This is a genomic window from Variovorax ureilyticus (genome assembly GCF_050632185.1).
GTDB lineage: Bacteria > Pseudomonadota > Gammaproteobacteria > Burkholderiales > Burkholderiaceae_C > Variovorax > Variovorax ureilyticus_A.
Genome location: NZ_CP192579.1, coordinates 2,259,254 through 2,283,445, shown reverse-complemented (window position 1 = coordinate 2,283,445; position 24,192 = coordinate 2,259,254). Strand labels below are relative to the sequence as shown.

21 protein-coding genes and 4 pseudogenes are annotated in these 24,192 nt (G+C 66.7%); 16 read left to right on the top strand and 9 right to left on the bottom strand.

What is annotated here, in order from left to right:
- The first annotated feature begins 24 nt into the window (after positions 1-24).
- The 7 genes and pseudogenes from dnaX (at position 25) to ACQ858_RS11275 (ending at position 6,106) form a co-directional block, all read left to right on the top strand.
- Positions 25-1,861 (top strand): annotated as a pseudogene (gene dnaX / locus ACQ858_RS11305) (DNA polymerase III subunit gamma/tau).
- A 40-nt stretch (positions 1,862-1,901) separates the two neighbouring features.
- The gene (locus ACQ858_RS11300; RefSeq protein ID WP_431276704.1) at positions 1,902-2,234 is read left to right on the top strand and encodes a YbaB/EbfC family nucleoid-associated protein; all 333 of its coding nucleotides are present in this window, start codon (positions 1,902-1,904) and stop codon (positions 2,232-2,234) included.
- Positions 2,235-2,248: 14 nt separating this feature from the next.
- On the top strand, positions 2,249-2,839 hold the full coding sequence (recR, locus tag ACQ858_RS11295; RefSeq protein ID WP_431276703.1) for a recombination mediator RecR: 591 nt from the start codon (positions 2,249-2,251) through the stop codon (positions 2,837-2,839).
- Positions 2,840-2,901: 62 nt separating this feature from the next.
- Positions 2,902-3,258, top strand: coding sequence for an MAPEG family protein (locus ACQ858_RS11290; protein ID WP_431276702.1), 357 nt, complete (start codon positions 2,902-2,904; stop codon positions 3,256-3,258).
- 112 nt (positions 3,259-3,370) lie between these two features.
- Positions 3,371-4,409: pseudogene (locus ACQ858_RS11285) on the top strand (ABC transporter substrate-binding protein).
- Positions 4,410-4,456: 47 nt separating this feature from the next.
- On the top strand, positions 4,457-5,272 hold the full coding sequence (locus tag ACQ858_RS11280) for an ABC transporter ATP-binding protein (protein ID WP_431276701.1): 816 nt from the start codon (positions 4,457-4,459) through the stop codon (positions 5,270-5,272).
- Between the two features lies 1 nt (position 5,273).
- A pseudogene (locus tag ACQ858_RS11275) lies at positions 5,274-6,106 on the top strand (ABC transporter permease).
- A 13-nt stretch (positions 6,107-6,119) separates the two neighbouring features.
- Here the strand turns inward: ACQ858_RS11275 and ACQ858_RS11270 are convergent.
- Together ACQ858_RS11270 and gloB are read right to left on the bottom strand one after the other, a co-directional pair.
- Positions 6,120-7,688 (bottom strand): transglycosylase SLT domain-containing protein, encoded by a 1,569-nt coding sequence (locus ACQ858_RS11270; RefSeq protein WP_431276700.1) that lies wholly within the window; start codon positions 7,686-7,688, stop codon positions 6,120-6,122.
- A complete protein-coding gene (gene gloB / locus ACQ858_RS11265; protein WP_431276699.1) occupies positions 7,685-8,482 on the bottom strand; it encodes a hydroxyacylglutathione hydrolase in 798 nt (265 codons plus the stop codon). The genes ACQ858_RS11270 and gloB overlap by 4 nt, the downstream gene beginning before the upstream one ends.
- Here gloB and ACQ858_RS11260 point away from each other — a divergent pair.
- Both ACQ858_RS11260 and rnhA read left to right on the top strand, forming a co-directional pair.
- Complete coding sequence (locus ACQ858_RS11260; RefSeq protein WP_431276698.1) at positions 8,481-9,296, top strand: class I SAM-dependent methyltransferase; 816 nt, start codon at positions 8,481-8,483, stop codon at positions 9,294-9,296. The genes gloB and ACQ858_RS11260 overlap by 2 nt on opposite strands.
- Positions 9,293-9,742 carry a ribonuclease HI gene (rnhA, locus tag ACQ858_RS11255; RefSeq protein ID WP_431276697.1) on the top strand — a complete coding sequence of 150 codons (450 nt, stop codon included), beginning with the start codon at positions 9,293-9,295 and terminating at the stop codon, positions 9,740-9,742. The genes ACQ858_RS11260 and rnhA overlap by 4 nt, the downstream gene beginning before the upstream one ends.
- On the opposite strand, the gene ACQ858_RS11250 is transcribed toward rnhA, so the two are convergent.
- The 6 genes and pseudogenes from ACQ858_RS11250 to ACQ858_RS11225 all read right to left on the bottom strand — a co-directional run bounded on the left by ACQ858_RS11250 (position 9,739) and on the right by ACQ858_RS11225 (position 15,438).
- Positions 9,739-10,218 carry a Crp/Fnr family transcriptional regulator gene (locus tag ACQ858_RS11250; protein ID WP_431276696.1) on the bottom strand — a complete coding sequence of 160 codons (480 nt, stop codon included), beginning with the start codon at positions 10,216-10,218 and terminating at the stop codon, positions 9,739-9,741. The genes rnhA and ACQ858_RS11250 overlap by 4 nt on opposite strands.
- 34 nt (positions 10,219-10,252) lie before the next feature.
- Positions 10,253-11,563 carry a molybdopterin molybdotransferase MoeA gene (moeA, locus tag ACQ858_RS11245; protein WP_431276695.1) on the bottom strand — a complete coding sequence of 437 codons (1,311 nt, stop codon included), beginning with the start codon at positions 11,561-11,563 and terminating at the stop codon, positions 10,253-10,255.
- 16 nt (positions 11,564-11,579) lie between these two features.
- Positions 11,580-12,230 (bottom strand): molybdenum cofactor guanylyltransferase MobA, encoded by a 651-nt coding sequence (gene mobA, locus ACQ858_RS11240; protein WP_431276694.1) that lies wholly within the window; start codon positions 12,228-12,230, stop codon positions 11,580-11,582.
- Entirely contained in the window at positions 12,227-13,345 is a 1,119-nt protein-coding gene (gene moaA, locus ACQ858_RS11235) for a GTP 3',8-cyclase MoaA (RefSeq protein ID WP_431276693.1), read from the bottom strand. Before moaA ends, mobA begins: the two co-directional genes overlap by 4 nt.
- A gap of 84 nt (positions 13,346-13,429) precedes the next feature.
- The gene (locus ACQ858_RS11230; protein ID WP_431276692.1) at positions 13,430-14,863 is read right to left on the bottom strand and encodes an aldehyde dehydrogenase family protein; all 1,434 of its coding nucleotides are present in this window, start codon (positions 14,861-14,863) and stop codon (positions 13,430-13,432) included.
- Positions 14,864-14,887: 24 nt separating this feature from the next.
- Positions 14,888-15,438, bottom strand: a pseudogene (locus ACQ858_RS11225) (peroxiredoxin).
- A gap of 90 nt (positions 15,439-15,528) precedes the next feature.
- Between ACQ858_RS11225 and ACQ858_RS11220 the strand changes: the two are divergent.
- The 4 genes from ACQ858_RS11220 (at position 15,529) to ACQ858_RS11205 (ending at position 18,499) form a co-directional block, all read left to right on the top strand.
- Positions 15,529-17,115: a phospholipase D family protein gene (locus ACQ858_RS11220; RefSeq protein WP_431276691.1), complete on the top strand. Its 1,587-nt coding sequence runs from the start codon at positions 15,529-15,531 to the stop codon at positions 17,113-17,115.
- Between the two features lie 64 nt (positions 17,116-17,179).
- Positions 17,180-17,524 carry a hypothetical protein gene (locus ACQ858_RS11215; RefSeq protein WP_431276690.1) on the top strand — a complete coding sequence of 115 codons (345 nt, stop codon included), beginning with the start codon at positions 17,180-17,182 and terminating at the stop codon, positions 17,522-17,524.
- Positions 17,517-17,762, top strand: a complete 246-nt coding sequence (locus ACQ858_RS11210; protein WP_431276689.1) for a hypothetical protein — start codon at positions 17,517-17,519, stop codon at positions 17,760-17,762. Before ACQ858_RS11215 ends, ACQ858_RS11210 begins: the two co-directional genes overlap by 8 nt.
- A 176-nt stretch (positions 17,763-17,938) precedes the next feature.
- Entirely contained in the window at positions 17,939-18,499 is a 561-nt protein-coding gene (locus ACQ858_RS11205) for a hypothetical protein (protein WP_431276688.1), read from the top strand.
- 64 nt (positions 18,500-18,563) lie between these two features.
- Here ACQ858_RS11205 and ACQ858_RS11200 read toward each other — a convergent pair whose 3' ends face one another.
- Entirely contained in the window at positions 18,564-20,765 is a 2,202-nt protein-coding gene (locus ACQ858_RS11200; RefSeq protein WP_431276687.1) for a sodium-translocating pyrophosphatase, read from the bottom strand.
- A 318-nt stretch (positions 20,766-21,083) separates the two neighbouring features.
- On the opposite strand from ACQ858_RS11200, the gene ppa reads away from it, so the two are divergent.
- The 3 genes from ppa (at position 21,084) to ccoS (ending at position 24,134) form a co-directional block, all read left to right on the top strand.
- Positions 21,084-21,542 (top strand): inorganic diphosphatase, encoded by a 459-nt coding sequence (gene ppa, locus ACQ858_RS11195; protein ID WP_431276686.1) that lies wholly within the window; start codon positions 21,084-21,086, stop codon positions 21,540-21,542.
- 124 nt (positions 21,543-21,666) lie between these two features.
- Positions 21,667-23,991, top strand: coding sequence for a heavy metal translocating P-type ATPase (locus ACQ858_RS11190; protein WP_431276685.1), 2,325 nt, complete (start codon positions 21,667-21,669; stop codon positions 23,989-23,991).
- Between the two features lie 5 nt (positions 23,992-23,996).
- Positions 23,997-24,134 (top strand): cbb3-type cytochrome oxidase assembly protein CcoS, encoded by a 138-nt coding sequence (gene ccoS / locus ACQ858_RS11185; RefSeq protein ID WP_431276684.1) that lies wholly within the window; start codon positions 23,997-23,999, stop codon positions 24,132-24,134.
- Positions 24,135-24,192: the final 58 nt, after the last annotated feature.

Genomic DNA, 24,192 nt, shown 5'->3' with positions numbered 1-24,192 from the left:
TGCGGTCGACCCTAAAATGCGCCGATGGCCTATCTCGTGCTCGCTCGCAAACACCGTCCAAAAACCTTCAGCGAGATGGTGGGGCAGGAGCATGTCGTGCAGGCCCTCGAGAACGCGCTGACCTCGCAGCGCCTGCACCACGCCTATCTCTTCACGGGGACGCGCGGCGTCGGCAAGACGACGGTGTCGCGCATCCTGGCCAAGTCGCTCAACTGCCAGGGCCCGGACGGGCAGGGTGGCATCACCGCCACGCCGTGCGGCCTGTGCCAGGCGTGCAGGGACATCGATGCGGGCCGCTTTGTCGACTACACCGAGCTCGATGCGGCGTCCAATCGCGGCGTGGACGAAGTGCAGGCATTGCTCGAACAGGCGGTCTACAAGCCGGTGCAGGGGCGCTTCAAGGTCTTCATGATCGACGAAGTGCACATGCTCACCGGCCATGCGTTCAACGCCATGCTGAAGACGCTGGAGGAGCCGCCCGAATACCTCAAGTTCGTGCTGGCCACGACTGATCCGCAGAAGGTGCCGGTCACCGTGCTGTCGCGCTGCCTGCAGTTCAACCTGCGGCCGATGGCGCCCGAGACCGTGCTCGAACATCTCACGCGCGTGCTTGAATCCGAATCGGTGCCGGCCGAGCCTCAGGCGCTGCGCCTTATCGCGCGCGCCGCGCGCGGGTCCATGCGCGATGCGCTGTCGCTCACCGACCAGGCGATCGCCTTCGGCAACGGCGAGATCCAGGAGGCCGGCGTGCGCCACATGCTGGGCAGCGTCGACCGCGGCCATGTGTTCCGGTTGATCGAGGCGCTGGCGCAGGGCGACGGCAAGACCGTCGTCGAAACCGCCGAGGGATTGCGGCGCGATGGCTTGTCGGCCGCGTCGACGCTCGAGGAAATGACGGCTGTGCTGCAGGGCATGGCCGTGCTGCAGGCCGTTCCTTCCCGCGCGGGCGCGGACACGAGCGGCGATCCCGATGCGGCCGAGACTGCGCGCCTCGCCGCGGTGATGCCCGCTGACGAGACGCAACTGCTCTACAGCCTGTGCCTGCATGGCCGCACCGAACTGGGACTTGCGCCGGACGAGTACGCGGCGCTCACGATGGTGCTGCTGCGACTTCTGGCGTTCAGGCCGAGCGGCGCGGCCGCCGAGGAAAAAAACTCTGAATGAAGCGCCGCGGCGCGAAGTGCCGGTGGCGCGCGCCGTGCCTGCGGAGGTCGTCCCTGCGCCCGTTGCGGAACCGCCGCGCGTCGAGCCGGCGGCGATCGCCGCGCCTTCGGCCCCTGCCGCGCGGCCGGGCCATCGTCTTCCGGTGGTCGATGCACCGGCGCTGAATGCCGCCGCTTCCCCGCGGCCGATGGCCACCGATGAACCCGAACCGGCTCCGGCCAAGGTCATGGCCGTGCCGGTGCGCGTGCAACCGCCGGCGGGCGTGCGCGAGGGTGAATCGACAGCCGCAGCCGCATCGCACCCGATTCCGCCCAGCGAAGAGGGGGATTTCTGGTACGCCACTGTCACGCAGATGGTGGCGGCCGAATCCATCACGGCGTTGGCGCGGGAACTCGCATTGCAGTCGCAACTGGTGGCGCGCGACGTCGACCAGTGGCTGTTGCGGGTCGAGCGCGAATCGCTCAACCAGGCCGGCAGCCGCGACAAGGTCCAGGCGGCGCTCGCCGCGCTCGGTCATGACGTGAGAATCGCGATCGAGATCGGCACCGTCGTCGACAGCCCGGCCCGCCGCAACAAGCAGGCTGCCGAAGCGCGCCAGCGCGTTGCCGAAGAGGCGATACGCAACGATCCCGAGGTCCAGTCGATGATGCGCGACTGGGACGCGAGGATCGTTCCGGGCACGCTCCGGCCCGCCTAGTGTTTTCAATTTCTTTTCTCAACGATCGACAGGACCAACGATGTTCAACAAAGGACAACTGGCCGGCCTCATGAAGCAGGCGCAGGCGATGCAGGACAACCTCAAGAAGGCGCAGGAAGAGCTCGCCACGATCGAGGTCGAGGGCGAATCGGGTGCCGGCCTCGTGAAGGTAGTGATGACGTGCAAGCACGACGTCAAGCGCATCACGATCGACCCGAGCCTGCTGACCGACGACAAGGACATGCTCGAGGATCTCGTGGCGGCGGCCTTCAACGCCGCGGTCCGCAAGGCCGAGGAAACGAGCGAGCAGAAGATGGGCAAGATCGCCGCCGGCATGCCTGGCCTTCCTGCCGGCATGAAGCTGCCGTTCTGATCGCCCGGGCCTCGATGGCGGATTCCAGTTCGCTCGATGCGCTGGTCGATGCGTTGCGCCGCCTTCCCGGCGTGGGTGCGAAGTCGGCTTCGCGCATGGCGTTCCATCTGTTGCAGCACGACCGGGAGGGCGCGCAGATGCTCTCGCGCGCGCTGCAGCAGGCTGCGAGCAGCGTGCGGCATTGCGAGCGGTGCAACACCTTCACGGAAGCATCGATCTGCAACGTGTGCAGCGACCCGCGGCGCGATGCGAGCAAGCTGTGCGTCGTCGAGACGCCCGCCGATCAGGCGGCGCTGGAGCGCACCGGCGCGTTCAAGGGTTACTACTTCGTGCTGATGGGCAAGCTCAGCCCGCTCGATGGCATCGGTCCCAAGGACATCGGACTCGCCAGGCTCTTCGACCGCGCGCTCGACGGCACGGTGACCGAGGTGATCCTCGCGACCAACTTCACCGCCGAAGGCGAGGCGACCGCTCATGTCATCGGCGAGGCGCTCAAGCAGCGCGGACTTGCGGTGACGCGCCTGGCGCGCGGCGTTCCGGCCGGCAGCGAGCTCGAATACGTCGACCTGGGGACCATCGCGCACGCATTGGTCGATCGGCGCTGAACGGAAAGTCATCGCGAGGAATACGCAATGAGCTTCCCCACCTGACGCTGGCCTATTGGTGCGTGCTGGCCGCAGCCTTGCTGCCCTACATCTCGGCCTACATCGCGAAGGCCGGTGCATTCGATCTCAAGGACAACAATGCGCCGCGTGAATGGGCTGCGCGGCAGGCGGGCTGGCGCGCGAGGGCGAACAGCTCGCAGGCCAACGGCTTCGAAGGGCTGCCCTTCTTCATCGGCGCGGTCGTCATCGCGCATCAGCTCGGTGCGGCGCAGGGAACGCTCGACATGCTGGCCCTCGCCTATGTCGTGCTGCGTGTGATCTACATCGGCGCGTACATCTCGGGCATCGGCGCGCTGCGCAGCGCGGTGTGGACGCTGGGCTTCGTGGTCAATATCGCGATCCTGTTCGCCGGCCGATAGAAGTCTTCATGTTTACGTGAAAACCCGCACGGGATGTCCCCGATGCAGGCGCTGAATCGCGCCCCTAAGCTCATTTCGAACCTCGAATACAGAGCCTTAGGCATCGCCATTCATGCTGCTCAATCGCCGTACCTTCACCATCGCTGCGGCCCTGGGAGCGGCCGCAGTTGGCGCACCCCTGGTCCATGGACAGCCGAAGCTCGAGAAGTCGAGAATTTCGATCGCTGTCGGCGGCAAGGCGGCGTTCTACTACCTGCCGCTGACCATCTCCGAGCAGCTCGGCTACTTCCAGGCGGAAGGGCTCGACGTCGAAATATCCGACTTCGCCGGCGGCTCGCGCGCATTGCAGGCGGTGGTGGGCGGCTCTGCCGATGTCTGCTCGGGTGCCTTCGAGCACACCATCAACCTCCAGGCCAAGAACCAGTACTTCCAGTCCTTCGTGCTGCAGGGGCGCGCACCGCAGATTGCCATCGGCGTGTCGACGAAGAACATGCCGGCGTACGGCAGCGTTGCCGATCTCAAGGGCAAGAAGATCGGCGTCTCCGCGCCCGGCTCGTCGACCAACATGGTGGCCAACCTCGTTCTCTCGCGCGCAGGCCTCAAGGCCAGCGATGTGAGCTACATCGGCGTCGGTGTCGCGGCCGGCGCGCTGACCGCGCTGCGTTCGGGCCAGATCGATGCCATCAGCAACACCGATCCGGTGATGACGATGCTCGAGCAGAAGGGCGACGTGAAGATCATCAGCGACACGCGCACGCTCAAGGGCACGCAGGAGGTGTTCGGCGGGCTGATGCCGGCGGCGTGCCTCTATGCATCGTCCGAGTTCGTGCAGAAGCATCCCAACACCTGCCAGTGCGCTGGCCAACGCGATCGTGCACGGCCTCAAGTGGCTGCAGACGGCGGGCCCGGGCGACATCATCAAGACGGTGCCCGAGACCTATCTGCTCGGCGATCGCGCGCTGTATCTCGCTTCGTTCGACAAGGTGCGCGAGGCCATTGCCACCGACGGGATCGTCCCGGCCGAAGGGCCGAAGACCGCATTGAACGCCATCGCGAGCTTCGACCCGACGGTCAAGGCCGACAAGATCGACCTCTCGAAGCTCTATACCAACGAGTTTGCGCGGCGTGCGAAGGACAGGTTCAAGGCCTGACTTGCGCGTCCAGCAACCCGGCTTCGGCCGGGTTTTTCTTTGCCCTCATGGTGGACTACGCACTCGAACTCCTGAACATCAGCTGCATCTTCCGCGCGAAGGACGACCGGACGCAGCGCTACACGGCCGTGGCAGATGCCACCCTTCGCGTGCGCGCGGGAGAGTTCGTGTCGGTGGTCGGGCCGACGGGATGCGGCAAGTCGACGTTGCTCAACGTGGGTGCCGGCCTGCTCGAGCCTTCATCGGGCGTGGTGAAGGTCTTCGGGCGGCCGCTCAAGGGCATCAACGCGCGCGCGGGGTACATGTTCCAGAGCGAGGCATTGATGCCGTGGCGCAGCGCGATGGACAACGTGATGCTCGGCCTGCAGTACCGGGGCGTTGCCGATGCGAAGGCACGCGACCTGGCGAGCGAATGGCTCGCGCGCGTGGGGCTCGCGGGCTTCGGCGATCGCTATCCGCATCAGCTTTCCGGCGGCATGCGCAAGCGTGCCGCCCTCGCCCAGGTGCTGGCGCTGGATCCCGACATCATCCTCATGGACGAGCCTTTCAGCGCGCTCGACATCCAGACGCGGCAGTTGATGGAGAACGAGGTGCTCGCGCTCTGGGCGAGCAAGAAGAAGGCGGTGCTCTTCATCACGCACGACCTCGACGAAGCCATCGCGATGAGCGACCGCGTGGTCGTGCTGTCCGCCGGACCGGCCACGCGGCCGATCGGTGAGTTCGAGATCGACCTGCCGCGTCCGCGCGATGTGGCCGAGGTACGCACGCATCCGCGATTCGTCGAACTGCATTCGCAGATCTGGGCCGTGCTTCGCGACGAAGTCCTGACGGGCTATGCGCAGCAATTGAAGAAGGCGGCCTGACATGAAGCTTCGCCCCAATGAAGGCAATGCCGGGTTCTGGCAGGGCGTGCTGTTGCTGCTCCTGCTGGCGGCGTGGCATCTCGCTTCGCGCAACGAGCAGTTCGCGTTCTTCGTCGGCGAGCCGATCAAGGTCGCGGGACGGATCTGGAGCTGGTTCATGCCGGTCGCGATTGCGCCGAACCCCTGTTTCCAGAAGGGCTGCCGGGCAATGCGGATGTCTACCTGCATCTCGGCGTGACGCTCCTCGAGACGGTGCTGGCCTTTGTCATCGGCACCGTGCTGGGGCTGGCCTTCGGCCTCTGGCTCGCGCTGGCGCCGACGGCGAGCCTGGTCTTCGATCCCTACATCAAGGCGGCCAATTCGATGCCGCGCGTGATCCTCGCGCCGATCTTCGCGCTGTGGTTCGGCCTCGGCATCTGGAGCAAGGTCGCGCTCGCGGTCACGCTGGTGTTCTTCATCGTGTTCTTCAACGTCTACCAGGGGGTGCGCGAGGTGAGCCCGGTGGTGCTCGCCAACGCACGCATGCTCGGTGCGAACCAGCGCCAGCTCCTGCGCACGGTGTACCTGCCGAGCGCGACGAGCTGGGTGTTCTCGAGCCTGCACACCTCGGTCGGACTGGCCTTCGTGGGCGCTGTGGTCGGCGAATACCTGGGTTCGGCGCGCGGCGTCGGCTACCTCATCCTGCAGGCCGAAGGAACCTTCGACGTGAACACGGTGTTCGCCGGCATCGTGGTGCTGACCGGCTTCGCGCTCGCGCTCGACGGCATCGTCGGCGTGCTGGAGCGGCGGCTCATGAAATGGCAGCCGCGCAGCGGCGAGACCGAAAAGCTCTGAGCGACTGGCGCGCTCAGCGCTGTTTCTTCGAGGGCGTCCCGCCGCGTGGCTCGCGCACGACCTGCTTCTCGGCCGGCTTCTTGGTCGTCTTGCCTGGGGTGCCCTTCGGCTCCCTCGAAGTCACGCTGCCGGCATTGAGCGTCTTGAGCGTCTTGCCGCCGGTGAGGTGCGCGAGTCCGGCGCCGACGCGTGTGGTGGGGGCTGCCTTCACCGGCAGGTACACCACCACCTCATAGCCCTTCGGGAAGGCGTGATTGGTCTTCACGTCGTTCCATTCGGCCACGCTTGCCGGACTCAGTCGGTAGCGCTGGGCGATGCTCGCGACGCTGTCCCGCTTGCCTGCCTTGATGATGGTGCGGCGCGTGACGATCTCGGGCTGGAAGCTCAGGTGCCCGGTGTCGGCCACCACCGCGTCCACGTCTTCCTGAACGCGCGAGGTGCGCGGCACGATCAGCGTCGAGCCGGCCTTGATCAGCATTCGCGGCGGCACGCTGTTGATCGCGCGCAGGTCGGCTTCGCTCATGCCCGAGCGCTGGGCCGCGTCTGCCACGGTCATCGTGGAGGGAACGGTCCATGCCGTCCAGCTCGCGTACTGGCCTTGCGAATAGGCCTCGAAGTTGCGTTTGAAGACGGCCGCGTTGTCCCACGGCAACAGGATCTCGGGCGTGCCGGCGGCCAGCAGCACCGGTTTGTGCGCTGACGGATTGAGCGCGCGGAAGTCGTCGATCTTGACGTCCGCCAGCTTCGCCGCCAAGTCGACGTCGAGGTCGCGCTTGAGTTCGACGGTCTGGAAGTACGGGTGATTGGCGATGAGCGGCAGATCGGTGTTGAAGCGCTCCGGATTGGCGACGATGTTCTTCACGGCCTGCAGCTTGGGCACGTACATGCGTGTCTCGGCGGGCATCGACAGGTCGTTGTAGCCGGTGGGCAGGCCGGCGCGCTGGTTCTTCGCGATGGCGCGGCTCACGTTGCCTTCGCCCCAGTTGTAGGCGGCGAGTGCCAGATGCCAGTCGCCGAACATGCCGTAGAGCTTCTGCAGGTAGTCGAGCGCCGCACGCGTGGAAGCGACCACGTCGCGGCGGTCGTCGCGGAAGATGTTCTGCTTGAGGTCGTAGTCGGTTCCGGTGGCCGGCATGAATTGCCACATGCCCGCCGCGCGGGCGCTCGACACCGCCTGCGGGTTGAAGGCGCTCTCGACGAACGGCAGCAGCGCGATCTCGGTGGGCATGTCGCGGCGCTCGAGTTCCTCGACGATGTGGAAGATGTAGCGGCTGGAGCGCGCGGTCATGCGCTGCATGTAGTCGGGCCGGCTCGCGTACCACTGCTCGCGGTCATGCACGGCGTCGTTGTCGAGGTCCGGCATCTTGAAGCCGCGGCGGATGCGGTCCCACATGTCGGTGGGCGGCGCGAGCGTCACGACGGCGCGTGATCTCGTCTGGCCGGAAGTGATCGGCGTGAGGGCACCGCCCGGATAGACCGGCGCGGCACCGCCCGATCCAGCAGAGGACGAATAACCGGTACCGGTGGCGCAGCCCGCGAGAAAGAGGGAGCCCGCGAGGCAGGCCGCAACGATGAGTCTCATCGAAAGTCGTTCTTCCATTGGCGCAGCGCAGCGAACACCTCGGTCTCGGGGGCATGTGCCGACAGGCCGGCATGGGCCTGAACTGCCAGGCGGACGGTGGATTCGCGGCTGCGAAGAAAAGGGTTGATACGGCGCTCGGTCGCGAGCTGCGATGGCAGCGTCGGCTCGCCGCGCGCACGCAAGGCTTCGCATTGCGCCGTGTACTGAGCGAGATCCGCGTTGCCGGGTTCCACGGCGTGCGCGAATCTCAGGTTAGCAAGTGTGTATTCGTGGGTGCAGCACACGCGCGTGCTGCCCGGCAGCGCGGAAAGCGCATCGAGCGATGCAAGCATCTGCGCGGGTGTGCCCTCGAAAAGTCGCCCGCACCCGCCGGAAAACAAAGTGTCACCACAAAAGACCAGCGGAGCGAGGTCGCCCGCCGACGTGTTGATCGCGTTGGCCGGAAGGAAGTAGGCGATATGTCCGGCGGTATGGCCCGGAACATCGATGATCTCGAAGCGCAGACCCAGCACGTCGGCGCGATCGCCATGCGCGAGCGGGGTGAAGGGTTCGGGGATCCGCTCGCGGGCAGGGCCGAACACCGGGGCGCCGGTGGCTTCGTGCAACGCGGCCACGCCGCCTGTGTGATCGGCGTGATGGTGCGTGACTAGAATCGCGGCCAACTGCAGATTGTCGCGCTGGAGTGCTTCGAACACCGGCGCGGCGTCCCCTGGGTCGACCACGATCGCGTTGCGTCCGTCCTGCAGCATCCAGATGTAGTTGTCGGCAAAGGCGGGCAGCGGAACGAGGGTCATGAGCGGTCAAATTATAGGTTTGCACGATTGGTTCGAGACCCCTCCAGGGCGCTATCTGCTGGAGTGGGAGCAGGGCCAGTTCGATCAGGCCGTGGCGGACGTCTTCGGCTATCACGCGCTCCAGCTCGGGTTGCCGGAGGTGCAGGGCCTGCGCGCCAACCGCATGCCGCATCGCTGGCTGGCGCTGTCGGAGTCGGCGATGGCGCCGCGCAGTTCGCTCGTCACCGACTTCTCGGCGCTGCCGTTTCCGGCGAACAGCCTCGACCTCGTCGTGCTGCCGCACACGCTCGAACTGAGTCCGGACCCGCATGCGACGCTGCGGGAGGTCGAACGGGTGCTGGTGCCAGAAGGGCGTGTCGTCGTCTGCGGGCTCAACCCGGCGAGCCTGTGGGGCATGCGGCAACGGCGGGCGCGGCTCTACCAGCGGCTGGGGTTCGGCGAACTCTTCCTGCCGGACGCGGGTGAATTCATTGGCTACCGGCGCATGCGCGACTGGCTGCGCCTGTTGAGCTTCGAGGTCGAATCGGGTCGCTTCGGTGTCTATCGGCCCGCCGTGCGCAGCGAGGCGTGGCTCGAGCGCTGCCACTGGTTCGATGCGGCCGGCGAGCGCTGGTGGCCGATCTTCGGCGCGGTCTATTTCCTGGTGGCGGTGAAGCGGGTGCGCGGCATGCGGCTCTTGAGCGCTGACTGGCGCCGGCCGGCCGCCCGGACCAGCGCGCCGGTGCCGATCGCGGGTGCCGGGCGGATGCACCGGGATCACCGCGACCACGCGCGCCGCTCGTCGCATCGAAAGAAACAAGGAAAAGGTTCTTGAACGAAGTACAGATCTACACCGATGGCGCCTGCAAGGGCAATCCCGGTCCTGGCGGCTGGGGCGCATGGCTGAAATCGGGGGCGAGCGAGAAGGAGTTGTTCGGGGGCGAGCTCAACACCACCAACAACCGCATGGAGCTGCAGGCCGTGATCGAGGGGCTCGCGGCGCTGAAGCGGCCCTGCAAGGTCACGCTGTATCTCGACAGCCAGTACGTGCGCATGGGCATCACCGAGTGGATCCGCGGCTGGAAGGCCAAGGGCTGGCGGACCTCGACCAAGCAGCCTGTCAAGAACGTGGAGCTGTGGCAGCAGCTGGACAAGCTGGTGTCGGAAGGCGGTCACCGGATCGAGTGGCGCTGGGTCAAGGGGCACTCGGGCGATCCGGGCAACGAGCGTGCGGATGCGCTGGCCAACAAGGGCGTCGAGCGCGCGCTGGGGCGCATCTAGAGTCGCTCGGGCACTTCCAGTGCTTCGCCCATCTGGGCGCGGAACAACAGGTCGTCGGTGATGCGGAGCCGGCGGCTCATCTCGCGCGCGATGTTCATCTGGATCAGTGCGAACTGCTCGACGTCGTGCTCGAACAGCCGGTAGAGGTTGGCCGAGGTGAGCCCGATGGCGCTGCAGTCTTCGTCGGCTCGCACGGTCGCGCTACGGGGACAGAGGTCGAGCAGGGCCATTTCGCCGAAGCAGTCGCCGGGGCCGAGGCGCCGGATGAGCAGTTCGTGCGTCTGCCAGCTCTTCGACACGGTGACGTGGCCGCTTTCCAGGACGAACATGCAGGTGGGCGTGTCGTTCTCCTGGAAGAAGAAATCGCCCCGCCGCACATGCCTCACCGACGCTTCGCCGAGCAGGAACTCGATGGTCGCCGCACCGATGGCGCCGAAGATGGGCATCTGCTGGATCAACTCGATTCTTGATGCCATGCACCGCTCCTTGCCGGTTGGGAGGCGGACGACGCTAGATCACGCCGTCGAACATCATGACGTCGACCGGGTCGCCGTCGGCCACGCTGCCCTGGTCATGATGCAGCACGACGAGGCCGTTGGCTTCGACCATCGAGCTCAGCACGCCCGAGCCCTGGTTGCCCGCGATGCGCACTTCGGGCAATGACCCGGCCACCGGCCGGACGTAGCCGCGCTGGTATTCGGTGCGCCCTGGCTTCTTGCGGATGGCGCCGACGCTCTTGGCGCGAAGCAGCGGCGGCGGGGCGGCGCAGGCGTCGTTGCAGCCCATCATGCGCAGAAGCGCGGGTCGCACGAATGCCAGGAAGGTGACCATGACCGCGACCGGATTGCCGGGCAGGCCGAAGAGCACGGCCGGTCCGCGATCCGGCTTCTCCACGGGGATCAGGCCGACCGCCATCGGCCGGCCGGGCCGCATCGCGACGCGCCAGAACGCCATGTCGCCGAGGCGCTGCATCACGGCCCGCGTGTGGTCGGCCTCGCCGACGCTGACGCCGCCGCTGGTGATGATCGCGTCGGCTTCGTTCGCGGCGCGGCAGAGCGCCGATTCGAGCGCGGCCGGATCGTCCCGCACGAGCCCGAGATCGATCACCTCGCAGCCGAGCCGGTTCAGAAGCCCGAAGACGGTGTAGCGGTTGCTGTCGTATACAGCACCTTCGCGCGGCAGTTCGCCGAGGCTCAGGATCTCGTCGCCGGTCGAGAAGTAGGCAACGCGCAGGCGCCGCAGCACCGGCACCATCGGCAGCCCGAGGCTCGCCACCATGCCGAGCGCGGCGGGGGAAATGATCTCGCCGCGCCGCAGGGCGGGCTTGCCTTGCATGAGGTCCTCGCCCGCAAGACGCCGGTTGTCGCCGCGCCGCAGGGCCTTGGCGGGGAAGCGGACGCCGTCGCCCTCGATCGTGCAGAACTCCTGGGGAACGACCGTGTCGAGGCCTGCCGGCATCACGGCGCCGGTCATGATCTTGACCGTGTCGCCGGCGCCCACGCTGCCCCGCCAGGCTGCGCCGGCCAGGGCGGTGCCGACGATGCGCAACTGCACCGATTCATCGTCTGCTGCGCCATCGAGCAGGCTGCCGTCGAACGCGAAGCCGTCCATGGCCGAGTTGTCGTGCGGCGGCACGCTGACCGGCGAAATGATGTCTTCGGCCAGCACCCGGCCCAGTGCGTCGCGCAGGGCGATGCGCTGGACCTGCGTGACCGCGGCCGGTTCCGCGAGCCGCGCGAGGAAGGCCTGCACGGCATCGACGCCCAGCGCCTTCGGGTCGTAGCCCGCCAGTGCGGCGGCGATGTCTGCGATACGGCTCATGGAAGCAGCGGGGAATTCAGGTGCGCTGGGATTCGAGCGCGTGCAGCTCGGCCAGCGTGTTGGCATTGAAGAAGGCGTCCGGCGCGTCGCCGGGGCGATCGAATGGCACGAGCACCGTGCGATGCTGCGCGGTCCAGGAGTCGATCTTGCGCCCGCCCGCCTGGGTGAACCGCACGAGGCTTTCGAGCAGGGTAGCGCTCAACAGGCAGAACACGGGCTGCGCACGCAGGGCAGGGGCGCCGCCGGGTTCTTCGGAAGGCTCCGGCGCCGAGACCATCGCGATTTCCGCATCGTTGGCGACCAACGCCTCGGACAGGCGGCCCGCCAGATCGAGCGGGAAAAGCGGCGTGTCGCACGGCACCGTCAGCAGATAGGGCGTCTCGCAACGCTCCATCCCGGTCAGGAAGCCGGCCAGCGGCCCCGCATAGTCGGCCAGTGCGTCGGGCCACACCGGCACCCCGAACGACTCGTAGGCCGAGAGGTTGCGGTTGGCGTTGATCATGATCTCGCCGACCTGCATGCCCAGCCGCATCACGGCGTGCATCGCGAGCGCCGTGCCGTTGAAGTTCTGCAAGCCCTTGTCGACGCCACCCATGCGGGTGCCGCGTCCGCCGGCGAGCACGAGGCCGGTGATCTCGCCGGTGGCGATGGCTGGTGGGGTGGTCATCCGCCGATGTAGCTCATTTCGACCCGCCGCGGCGCGCTGCCATCGGTCTCGGGTCCGCGCAGTGCGCGAAGTTCGGAATAGCGATCGCTCCGGCCCTGCCAGATGTGGCCGATCGCGGAGGTGATCTCTTCGTCGCTTGCGCCGCCGCGCAGCAGCGGGCGCAGGTCATGGCCCGTATTGGCGAACAGGCAGAGGTAGAGCTTGCCTTCGGTCGACAGCCGCGCGCGGTTGCAGTCGTGGCAGAAGGCCTGCGTGACGCTGCTGATCGCGCCGATCTCGCCGCCGCCGTCCTGGTAGGCCCAGCGCTGCGCGGTCTCGCCCGGCGCGGTGGCTTCGAGGGGCGCAAGAGGGAACACCTCGGCGATGCGCCGCACGACCTCCGCCGAAGGCAGGACCTCGTCCATGCGCCAGCCATTGGTGGCGCCGACGTCCATGTACTCGATGAAGCGCAGCACCACGCCGGTGCCGCGGAAGTGGCGGGCCATCGGCAGGATCTCCTGCTCGTTGGTGCCGCGCTTGACGACCATGTTCACCTTGATCGGCCCGAGGCCCGCGGCCTTGGCCGCCTCGATGCCGGCGAGGACTTCCTCGACCGGGAAATCCACGTCGTTCATGCTGCGGAACACGGTGTCGTCGAGGCCGTCGAGGCTGACCGTCACGCGCCGCAGCCCGGCCGCCCTGAGCGCCTGGGCCTTGCGGGCGAGCAGCGAACCGTTGGTGGTCAGCGTGAGATCGAGCGGCTGGCCGTCCGGCGTGCGCAGGGCCGCGAGCTGCTCGACGAGCACTTCGAGATTCTTGCGAAGCAGAGGCTCGCCGCCGGTGAGCCGGATCTTGTGCACGCCATGGGTGGCGAATAGGCGCGCGAGCCGCGTGATTTCCTCGAAGCTCAGCAGCGCGCTGTGCGGGAGGTACTGATAGTCCTTGTCGAAGACTTCCTTCGGCATGCAGTAGCTGCAGCGGAAGTTGCACCGGTCCGTGACGCTGATGCGCAGATCGGTCAGCGGGCGCTGCAGGCGATCGAGCAGTACGCCGGTCGCCGGGATCGCAGGCCCGGCCATCCCCGCCGCTGGACGGGCGCGGCCAATCTCGGAAACGGGGATGACGTGCTGGCTCATGGGGCAGGCAAATTTAACCGATCGCCCCAGAAGCCGGCAGGCGGAAAACGCTTGACCCTGAGGCGATGAGGCCGGGGCTGGCGGTCATCCGTGCCGGATGGCAACGGTCTTGAGCGCCGTGAATCCATAGAGCGCCTCGAAGCCCTTTTCGCGCCCATAGCCCGAGGACTTGACGCCGCCGAAGGGCAACTCGACGCCGCCGCCCGCGCCGTAGTTGTTGATGAACACCTGACCGCTCCGGACGCGCTTGGCCATGCGAAGCTGGCGCGCACCGTTTTCGGTCCAGATGCCGGCGACCAGCCCGAAGCGCGTGGCGTTCGCGAGTGCGACCGCTTCGTCCTCGTCGCGGAAGGGCATCGCGGCGAGCACGGGGCCGAAGACTTCCTCCTGTGCGAGCCGGTGGCCGACCGGCACGTCGCGCAGCAGGGTCGGCGCCTGGTAGAAGCCGCTTTGGGGCGCTTCGTCGACCACGGTGCCCTGGCCGACCATCGGGATGCCGGCGACCTGGGCGTCGGAAAGGAAATCCCACACGCGCTGCTGCTGCGTCTGGCGGATCAGCGGGCCGACGTCGAGGTCCATCGCGGCCGGGCCGACGCGCAGCGCCTCGAAGGCGTGTCCGAGGCGCTCGAGCAGCGGCTCGTAGATGTCCTGCTGGATCAGCACGCGCGAGCCGGCCGAGCAGGTCTGGCCCGCGTTCTGCACGATCGCGTTGATCAGCACCGGGATGGCTGCATTCAGATCGGCATCCGCAAAGACGATCTGCGGGCTCTTGCCGCCGAGCTCGAGCGTGACCGGGCAGTGCCGCTCGGCCGCCACCTGCTGGATGATCGTGCCCACCGAGGGGCTGCCGGTGAAGCTGATGTGGTCGATGCCCTCGTGCCGCGCGAGCGCGTCGCCGACTTCATGGCCGTAGCCGGTGACGATGTTGATCGCGCCCGGCGGAAACCCCACCTCGGCCGCCAGTTGCGCCACGCGGATCAGCGAGAGGCAGGCATCTTCCGAAGGCTTGACCACGCAGACGTTGCCCGCCGCCAGCGCGCCGCCCACGCTGCGGCCGAAGATCTGCATCGGGTAGTTCCACGGGATGATGTGGCCGGTGACGCCGTGTGGTTCGCGCCACGTCAGCACGCTGTAGCCGTCCTGGTAGGGGATGGTTTCGCCGTGCAGCTTGTCGCAGGCGCCGGCATAGAACTCGAAGTAGCGCACCAGGGCCAGCGCATCGGCGCGCGCCTGCTTGACCGGCTTGCCGCAATCGCGCTGCTCGATCAGCGCGAGTTCGTCGGTGTGCGCAGCGATCTTCTGCGAGAGCTTGTAGAGCAGCCGTCCGCGCTCGGCCGCGCTGACTTTCTGCCAGTTCGACTCGAAGCAATGGCGCGCGGCCTGCACCGCGGCATCGATGTCCGCCGCGTTGCTGCGCTGCAGCTCGTCGAACGGTTGACCATCGGAGGGATCGATCACCGGCAGCGTACGGCCGGACGAGGAGGCAACGCTTTCGTTGCCGATGTAGTTGAGTTGCATGGGGGAAATCTTAGCGCTCAGCGCTCAGCGCGCGGCCGTCGCCCTGGGCAGCGCGCGCAGCGCATTCAGCATGCGCTCGACGTGCTTGTCGGGGTTGAGGTTCTGGTAGTAGTAGGCGACGCGCCCGTTGGGCGTGACCACGTACGAGAGCCGGTTCGCGAAATCCGGCCGGGTCTGCATCACCGCATCGAAGCCCTGGATGACCGCCTTGGACGGGTCGGACGCGACCGGGAAGCGGCTCTGGCAGGACTTGACGGAGAACTTGGTCAGCGTTTCGATGTCGTCGGCCGACACGCCGATCACCGTCGCACCGAGGGCGGCGAACTGGTCGATGGCCTCGGCGAAGGCGTGCGCCTCGATCGAGCAATCGGCGGTGTCCGCCGCCGGGAAAAATACACCACGACCGGCCCCTTGGCCAGCGCTTCGGCGAGCGAGTAGCTGAAGACCTTGCCGCCCAGCGCCGCGGTGGCGGTGAATTTCGGAACGGCATCGCCGATGTCGAGTGCCGCGAAGGCGGTTGGAGCCAAGGCTGCAGCCAGGGCAACAAGCGCGGAGCGCACGGAGGTCTGGAGCATCATGATGTAACCCCGGAGGAAGGCGTTCCGAATTCTAGGACCCGGGGCAGACGCGATCCGCCAGCAACCACAAGAGAAGGGAAATCGAACATGACGTCCGTGCTCTTCGCTTTCGCCCGCATTTTGAGTTTCGCGGCCCTGTCCGGGGCGGTTGCCTTGCTTGCGGCCTGCGGCTCGCTGCCGAAGATGCCCGAGCGGCCGGACGAACACGCTGCCGCGCCCGATCCGTCCACCATGCTTGCGACGATCGCTGCGGCCTCGACGCCGCCCGGCGAGCACTCCGGCTTCCGGCTGATGCCGCTGGGCGTCTATTCGCTCGATGCCCGCATCCAGCTGGCGCAGCGCGCGCAGCATTCGCTCGTGGTGCAGTATTACCAGTTCGAGAACGACGCCACCGGCCGGCTACTGATGCGGGCCTTGCGCGAAGCCGGTGCGCGCGGCGTGAAGGTGAGGGTGCTGGTGGACGACCTCTACACCAGCAAGAGTCAGCAGCCGCTGCTGGCGCTCGCGCAGACGCCGAACGTGGAGGTGCGGCTTTTCAACCCATTCTGCTGCGGGCGCGGGGGCATCGTCTCGCGCTTCGCGGCGTCGCCGCAGGACATTCCGCGGCTCAATCACCGCATGCACAACAAGCTGTTCATTGCCGACGGCGTGATGGCGGTGGTCGGCGGGCGCAACATCGCGGACGAGTATTTCGTGCTGAGCGAGGCGCAGAACTTCATCGACATGGACGCGCTCGTGGTCGGCAAGGTGGTCGCCGAGCTGGAGGCGGTCTTCGATGCCTTCTGGAATGCCGAGCAGGTCTGGCCGATCCAGGACATCGTGACGGGGGAGGGCGGCCGGAAACCCACCGCGCAGGACTTCGACGACTGGATCGGCATGGCCTCGCCGCCGCCGAAGCTGCAGATTCCACCTGTCGACGTGCTGGGTTACGGCCCGATCGCCGAGGAGCTTGACGCCGGCCGCATGGGCCTGCTGTGGGGCGAGGCGCACGCCATCGCCGATCCGCCGAGCAAGCCCAGGTCCATGAGCGCCGACGAGGCGCTGGCGACCAGCGTGACGATGAAGGTCTGGGGCCTGCTGCTCGATGCGAAGTCCGAGGTGGACCTGACTTCGCCCTACCTGGTGCCCGGCGAAAAAGGCATGGCGGCCTTCGACGACCTGATGCAACGCAAGGTCAAGCTGACGCTCCTGACCAATTCGCTGGCGGCCAACGACGAGCCACTGGTCCACACAGGCTATGCGCGCTATCGCGAACGGCTGCTGCGCAGCGGTGCGGATCTCTACGAGCTCAGCCCGCAGCGGACCACCGCCAACAAGCGCTTCGGGATGTTCGGCAATTCGCTTGGCAGGCTGCATGCGAAGACGGCGGCGATTGACAGGCAGCGAATCTTCGTGGGCTCGATGAACCTCGATCCGCGCTCGGCGACGCAGAACACGGAAATGGGCGTCGTCGTTCACAGCCCGCAACTGGCGCGCGAAATGCTCCGGGTGATCAACATCAGCAAACTCCAGAATTCCTACCGCCTTCGTCTGGACGCGGAAACCGGATCACTGCAATGGCTGAGCACCGATGGTGAGAAGGAAATAATCCTGACGTCGGAGCCGGAGGCGGGATTTTTCCAGCGTTTCTACAACTCCCTGGTCGCGCCGCTGGTGCCGGAAATGCTGTTGTAATCCCGGGATGCTCCTGTCGCTTCCTCCCCCTTGCAATCCCCCGGTGGCACCCCACATGCTTCGCATGAACGCTACCAACACCCCTGCTCCCAAGACCGATCTGGCGGTGACGCACGTCCTGGCCCAGCTCCTCGAGCGGCTCGAGCACAGCCCCGTGCCGGTGGGCGCCGAACAATACCGCTCGGTCGTCATGCATCTGGTCGATGAATTCCGCGATGTGGAATCGGGCGTCCAGCTCGGCCAGTTGCTGGATGCCTATCCGGCCGCGGCCGAGGTGTACGAGAACATGAACTATCAGCACGCCGGGCTGTGCCGCTCGGGACTGGATGCTTCGCTGAGCGCCGAACTGGCTGCCAAGAAAGCCATCGAGCGCGCCATGCGCCACGGCCCGGAGACCGCGCATGAGTAAGGGCGAGGTCAAGACGACCGTGGTGGCCGACGGGCTGCGCTACAAGGCCAAGGCGCCGGGTTCGCCGTTCCGCGCTTCCGCCTCCTTCAGCGGCGCGACGATGTCGTGCTTCATGTGCGGCAAGCACCGCGTTCGCTCGCAGTTGCGTACGCGCCAGTTGCTGGGCAAGGCCCAGACGGTTTGCGCTCCGTCGTGCAAGGCGCTCGACGAACTCATGGCCAGCGGCGAGGGCAGCTGATCCTCCGGCCCGTGTGACTTGTTTCACAGACGAGGCCAATTGAGCGCATTGAATGAGTACTTCATACCGCCTATCAATTCGGAAAAAATCGATCTACAGTTAGAAACAATTGATGCAGATTGCATCAATACCATAGTTTTAATTAATGATTGATTGAACGCGAAAGGACGGGCCCAGTGAGCCGACAACGCCACGTCATCATGCAAGTCGTCAAGCGCTCCGGCGGATCGACTCATCACGTCGAGTTCGTGATGGATGACACCTTCGCAGAGCGCTTGAAGCAGTTGCGCTCGTTGGTGCCGCCGTTGAATTCGCTCAACAAGCAGCGCGATCTGGTCATCGACAAGGTCCGGGTGCGCATGCCGTCGGCAGTGTGGCGCTACGGCAGCGACATCGACAGCCAGGTCGACGGCTCGTGCATCGTCATCGCCTCGGAAGGCTACTTCAATTGCGGCGCCAAGGACCGCAAGACGAAGGAAAAGCTGGTGACCTACACCTTCCCGATCGCGCGGCTGATCGAACTTCACATGGAGCGCCCGGCCGGCGAAACCTTCTACATCCGCGACGGCGTCTTCACCAACGACGAGCCGGCTGAGTCGGCCGCGGGCCGCTGGGTGGCGTCCATTCACGAAATCGAGGAAATGCAGATGCGCCCGCCCGAGGCCTCTTCGGACTTCGACACCCTGCAGGGCGTGCCGCTGCGTAGCGAGCCTTCCCGCACCGTCAGCCTGAACTGAATCGCGAGCGTCCCCACGAAATCCCGCACCAGCCGGTGCGGGATTTCTTCTTTCTATAGCGCCTTCACTTCGGTGCGCCGCTATCCGCGGCGGCCACCGGCGCCGCCGGTGCGGGCGCCGCGACTTGGGGTGCGACAGGGGCTGCGGGCGCGCTCACCGGCGCGAGCGGCGCTGCTGCGGGCGCCGCTGCACCGACATCGCCGGCATGGAACTTGACCACCAGCGGCACGATGAGAAGCGCCACGATGTTGATGATCTTGATCAGCGGATTCACGGCCGGGCCGGCCGTGTCCTTGTAGGGGTCGCCCACCGTGTCGCCGGTCACTGCCGCCTTGTGCGCTTCGGAGCCCTTGCCGCCGTGATGGCCGTCCTCGATGTACTTCTTGGCGTTGTCCCATGCGCCGCCACCGGTGCACATCGAGATCGCGACAAACAGGCCCGTGACGATCGTGCCCATCAGCAGCCCACCGAGCGCCTTCGGCCCGAGCAGCAGGCCGACCAGGATCGGCACCACCACCGGCAGCAGCGAGGGGATCATCATTTCCTTGATCGCCGCGCCGGTCAGCATGCTCACGGCGCGGCCGTACTCGGGCTTGCCGGTGCCTTCCATGATGCCCTTGATCTCGCGGAACTGGCGGCGCACTTCCTCCACCACCGAGCCGGCCGCGCGGCCGACGGCTTCCATCGCCATCGCGCCGAAGAGGTAGGGGATCAGGCCGCCGATGAAGAGCCCCACGATCACCATCGGATCGCTCAGGTTGAAGCTGATTTCCTGCCCGAAGCTTTCGAGCTTGTGCGTGTAGTCGGCGAAGAGCACCAGCGAGGCGAGGCCCGCCGAGCCGATCGCATAGCCCTTGGTGACCGCCTTGGTCGTGTTGCCCACCGCGTCGAGCGGGTCGGTGATGTCGCGCACCGCGGCCGGCAACTCGGACATCTCGGCGATGCCGCCCGCGTTGTCGGTGATGGGGCCGTAGGCGTCGAGCGCGACCACGATGCCGGCCATGCTCAGCATCGCGGTTGCTGCGACCGCGATGCCGTAGAGGCCCGCGAGCATGTATGAGACGATGATCGCGATACACACGAAGATCACCGGCCATGCGGTCGAACGCATCGACACGCCAAGGCCGGCGATGATGTTCGTGCCATGGCCCGTGGTCGAGGCCTGCGCGATGTGCTGCACCGGCGAATACTGCGTGCCGGTGTAGAACTCGGTGATCCACACCAGCGCAGCCGTGAGCGCGAGGCCGACGAAGCAGGCGCCGAAGAGCTTCATCTGGCTGCCGCTCGCTGCGATCGCGTTGTCGGGGATGAGCCAGCTCGTGACGAACCAGAACGCGATCAGCGACAGGATGCCCGCCACGGCAAGCCCCCTGTAGAGCGCCGGCATCACGTTGACCATGCCCGGCTTCGCCTTCACGAAGAAGCAGCCGACGATGGACGCGATGATCGACACGCCGCCGAGCGCGAGCGGGTACATCACCGCGTTGACCGGTGCCGCGCCGACCATCAGCGCGCCCAGCACCATGGTGGCGATCAGGGTCACCGCATAGGTTTCGAACAGGTCGGCGGCCATGCCGGCGCAGTCGCCCACGTTGTCGCCCACGTTGTCTGCGATCACGGCGGGGTTGCGCGGATCGTCTTCGGGGATGCCGGCCTCCACCTTGCCCACGAGGTCCGCGCCGACGTCGGCGCCTTTGGTGAAGATGCCGCCGCCCAGACGCGCGAAGATCGAGATCAACGATGAGCCGAAGGCAAAGCCGATCAGCGGATTGAGCAGGCTCGCGAGCTTCTTGTCCGGCGTGAGCACGCCGTTGCCCGCCAGGAACCAGTAGAAGGCCGTGACGCCGAGCAGGCCCAGGCCCACCACCAGCATCCCCGTGATCGCGCCGCCGCGAAAAGCGACGTCGAGCGCGGGGCTGATGCCCTGCGTCGCGGCCTGCGCGGTGCGCACGTTGGCGCGCACCGAGACGTTCATGCCGATGAAGCCGCAGGCGCCCGAGAGCACCGCGCCGACCACGAAGCCGACGGCCGTGGTTCCGTCGAGGAAGATGCCGATGAGTATCGCGAGCACCACGCCGACGATGGCGATGGTGCGGTACTGCTTGGCGAGGTAGGCCGCCGCGCCGGTCTGGATCGCCGAGGCGATCTCCTGCATTCGCGCGTTGCCCGCGTCTTTCGAGAGGATCCAACTGCGCGCCCAGAAGCCATAGGCCACGGCCACGAGGCCGCAGACGATGGCGAGGACGAGAGGGGTGTTGCCGGTCATGCGTTGCTTCTCCAGTAGTTCGTCAGACTTGGTGGAGACGTAAGCCGGACCCGGTGCGCAGCGCGTACGGGTCAGTGCTTCCGTCGCGTTGCTTCCTCGAGGCCCCGGTGCCTGAACGGCAGGGAACGATTGGCCAACGAGCCCAATTTACAGGCAAATCCGCGGTTCTGTGCGACCGGGCCGTGACATGGAAAGTAAACTTCGGGTTTGTCCGAATCCCGCTAACACTTTCAAACTACCCAGCCAGATCATGTCCCTCGGTCAAGTTTCCCCGGTAAAGACGCCCCCGAAGCCTTCAACGTCGTCATCGAAATTCCGATGAACGCCGACCCGATCAAGTACGAAGTCGACAAGGAATCGGGCGCGATCTTCGTCGACCGCTTCATGACCACCGCCATGCACTACCCGACGAACTACGGCTACGTGCCGCAGACGCTGTCGGGCGACGGCGATCCGGTCGATGTGCTCGTGATCACGCCCTATCCGCTTGTGCCCGGTGTCGTGGTGCCGTGCCGGCCCCTCGGTATCTTGATGATGGAAGACGAGGCCGGCGTCGACGGCAAGGTGCTCGCGGTGCCGACCGACAAGGTCCTGCCCATCTACAGCCACTGGAAAAAGGTCGAGGACGTGAACCCCATGCGCCTGAAGGCCGTGACGCACTTCTTCGAGCACTACAAGGATCTCGAAGCCGGCAAGTGGGTCAAGGTGATCGGCTGGGAGGGCATCGAAGCCGCGAAGAAGGAGATCTTGGACGGCATGGCGAACTACAAGAAGTAATTTCACGAGTCGGCTATGTCGAAAAGGCGCCTCGCCGCACCAGCGGCGAGGCGCTTTTTCTTGCCGCCCCGTATCGTTTGATCCACGTCAAGTCCCGCTTCCGACCGCAGCGCTAGCCTCCCCCATGCAAGCTGCGCTGACGCACGGCCCGGCCGGGCGTTTCGATTCTTCTCCTGACGAGCCGGTGCCGCAGCCGGACTGGTCGCTGCTCGACGACCCGGCCGAATGGCCGGTGTTCGGCCGCTCGCTCGACGGCAACATGGCCGGCGAGCGCTGGGAATCCCAGGTTGTCGTCGATGGCATGCACTGCGCAGCTTGCGCGCTGGCGGTGGAGGAGGCCGTGGGGCGAGTCCCCGGGGTGGAGCGCGTGGAAGTCAACGCCACCAGCCATCGGGCGCGCATCGTCTGGTCTTCCGCCGCCGTCACACCCTCGCGCTGGTTCGCTGCCTCGGCGGCGGCAGGCTATCCGCTGGTGCCGGCCGGCGATCTGTCGGCACGGTCGCGGCGTTCGCGCGACGCAAGGGTCGCGCTCTGGCGCTGGCTGGTCGCGGGCTTCTGCATGATGCAGGTCATGATGTACGCCTACCCCGGGTACATCGCGCAGCCCGGCGACATGTCGGCCGATGCGGCCCAGCTGTTGCGATGGGCTTCCTGGGTGCTCACGCTGCCGGTGATGCTGTTTTCCTGCGGACCGTTCTTCCGCAGCGCCTGGCGCGATCTGCGCGCGCGGCGCATCGGCATGGACCTGCCGGTCTCTCTCGGCATCGCGATCGCCTTCGTCGTCAGCACTGCCGCGACCTTCGATGCGCAAGGGCCGCTCGGCCACGAGGTGTATTTCGATTCGCTCACGATGTTCGTCTTCTTCCTGCTCACCGGCAGGTGGCTGGAGGCACGGTTGCGCGACCGCACCGCCGGCGCGCTCGAAGCGGTGATGAACCGGCTGCCGGACAGCGTCGAGCGACTGGGCGAAGGCGGCCTGTTCACGCGCGTTTCGGTTCGACGACTCGTCGTGGGTGACGTGATCCGGGTGCTGCCGGGCGAGGCCTTTCCTGCAGATGGCGTCGTGATCCTCGGCGACACGACTGCCGACGAAGCGTTGCTGACCGGCGAGTCGCGCCCCGTGCCGCGTCCCTGCGGGGACCGGGTGCTGGCGGGCAGCCACAACATTGCCGCCGCGGTGCAGATACGGATCGAATCGATCGGGCAGGGTACGCGGTTCTCGCAGATCGTCGCCCTGATGGAAAGCGCATCGCTGCAGAAGCCGCGCCTCGCGCAACTGGCCGACCGCGCCGCGCGCCCCTTCCTGCTGGCGGTGCTGGTCGCCGCGGCACTCGCGGCCGCATTGTGGTGGCACATCGATTCAGGCAAGGCGCTGATGGTGGCGGTCTCGGTATTGATCGTCACATGCCCCTGCGCCCTCTCGCTGGCGACGCCTGCAGCGATGCTCGCGAGCGCCGGCTCGCTCGCACGCGACGGCGTGATGGTGCACAACCTGCAGGCGCTCGAAACGCTGTCCTCGGTCGATACGGTGGTCTTCGACAAGACCGGCACGCTCACGCATGACGTGCCTCGGCTGGAGCGCGTCTATTGCCGCAAGGGATTGCGGCCGGGCGATGCGGTGGAGCTTGCCGCCGCGCTGGCTGCGCATTCGCTTCATCCCGCGTCTCGCGCGCTGGTGAATGCGTGGAATGCGCAGTTCCGCTCACCACCGTCCTGGGACCTGGTCGAAGCGAAGGAGCACGCGGGTGAGGGTATCGCCGGCCTCCTGCGTCGCAGTGGCGACGCAGGAGGCAAGGTGCGAGCCCTGCGACTGGGCGCTTCGGACTTCTGCGGCGTCGAACCATTGCAGTCGGATGCCGCGCAGGTTCACCTGGCGGATGAGCAAGGCTGGGTCGCGAGCTTCGTCCTGGCCGAGGATCTTCGCGCCGATGCCGCAACGGCCGTGGCTGAGTTGGAGGCGCAAGGTCTGTCGGTGCGGCTTCTTTCCGGCGATCGCGATGCGGCGGCCAAGGAGGTCGCTCGGCGCGGTGGCATTCGCGACGCGCGTGGAGACTGCCTTCCGGAAGAGAAGCTCCGCGTCATTCGGCAATCGCAGGCCGAGGGCCATCGCGTGGTGATGGTCGGAGACGGTCTCAACGACGGTCCGGTGATCGCTCAAGCGGATGTTTCCTTCGCATTCGGACACGCTGTGCCGTTGACCCAGGCGCGCGCGGATTTCATCGTGATGGGCGGCGAGCTCTCCACCATCGTGCGGACCATCTGGCAGGCGAAGCGCACCATGCGCGTGGTGCGGCAGAACCTCTGGTGGGCCGGCGGCTACAACGCCCTGTGCGTGCCGCTGGCGCTCGCGGGCTGGCTGCCGCCGTGGCTCGCCGGGCTCGGCATGGCGGGGAGTTCCGTGCTGGTGGTGCTCAATGCGGCGCGTCTCGCGCGGCAGCCCGGAGGCTGAGAGCGATGGACATCCTCTTTCTGCTCATCCCGTTCTCCGTGGTGCTCGTGCTGGTGATCCTCGGCGGGCTCTGGTGGGCGGTGCACCGTGGTCAATTCGACAACGTCGACCATGAGGGCGAGCGCATTCTGCGCAACGATTGATCTGAATCAATTTGGTTCCCGCGGGCCGCTTGGAAACTCGGACCAGTTCCATAAGAAA